At 68.4% G+C, this 1,125-nt stretch carries 2 protein-coding genes; both read right to left on the reverse strand.

Annotated elements, in window-relative coordinates:
- On the reverse strand, positions 1–429 hold a 429-nt coding region (locus BFF77_RS31615; RefSeq protein WP_245703960.1), incomplete at its 3' end, for a DUF5336 domain-containing protein.
- Positions 430–684: 255 nt separating this feature from the next.
- Positions 685–1,125: N-acetylmuramoyl-L-alanine amidase (locus BFF77_RS31620; RefSeq protein ID WP_079125663.1), on the reverse strand; the 441-nt coding region annotated here is incomplete at its 5' end.

Here is a 1,125-nt window from a genome sequence, read left to right on the forward strand (position 1 = left end):
CCTCGGCGCGCCGAGGAGCGGAGCCTTCAGCGGCGGTACGAGCGGGGAGGCGACGGCCGCGGCGGCGAGTACCAGGGCCCCGACGAAGCCCAGGATCAGACCGCTGCCCGCGTCGATGCCGTCCAGACCGATCAGCGACCAGAGCGCCGTCCACGCCGCGAAGATCGCCAGCGCGACACCGAACTGTCCGAGGTCGAGCCCGACGATCTTGCGCGGCTGCGGCAGCGCGCGGGAGGTGACGATCAGTGCCGCGGCGATGACCCCGGCCAGGTGGATGCTCATCACGGTGCCCAGTGAGTCCCAGGCGTTCGGGGCATTGCTCGATCCGAACACGCTGGACTCGTACAGATTGAGGAACGAGGCGATGAACAGCAACACCGCTGCTCCGATCACCACGCCGTCGCCTCGAGTGAGGGAGCGGATGTTCACGTGAAAAGTCCTTCGTTGTCGTCTCGTCGGGGCGGTCGACGCGGTCGCCGATTGCGGCGGTGCGCGGTGCGAAGCTCGGGGGCGGCTCCCTATCGTACGGATGAATGTATCGTCTGCCCGATCGGGTCGTCTGCCCGGTATCAGAGGCGGTAGCAGCCCTGTTACCGGGTCCGACGGGAAGCTGTGACACGGGCTGTGATCACCTCGCGCGCGATCGGACCGGGCGACGACCGGCGGCCGGTCGGGCATTCCAGGTCACCTCGTGAGGAATCCCCTGATTCCATCCGCCATCCCCTGTGCCGCCTTCTGCCGCCAATCCGCGTCGGTGAGCAGGGCCGCGTCATGTGGATCGCGCATGTTGCCGCATTCGACGAAGACCTTGGGAACCTTCGACAGATTGAGTCCGCCGAGGTCCTTCCTCACATCCAGCCCGGTGCCCGCGCCCAGGTAGTTGGCGGGTGCGCTGCCGGTCTCCCGTACGAAGTTGCCGACGATGTGCTCGCCGAGCCGGCGCGACGGACCGACGATCGCCGCGGTGTCCGCGGCCCCGCCCTTCACCGGGGCGGGAAGGATGACATGGAATCCGCGGTTTCCCGGCGCCGAACCATCGGCGTGCACGGAGATCACGGCATCGGCCTTCGCCTTGTTGCCGATCCGGGCCCGCTCATCCACGCACGGGCCGTACGGGCGGTCGTC

Origin of the sequence: Streptomyces lushanensis, assembly GCF_001700515.1 — a bacterium.
Classification (GTDB): Bacteria; Actinomycetota; Actinomycetes; order Streptomycetales; family Streptomycetaceae; genus Streptomyces; species Streptomyces lushanensis.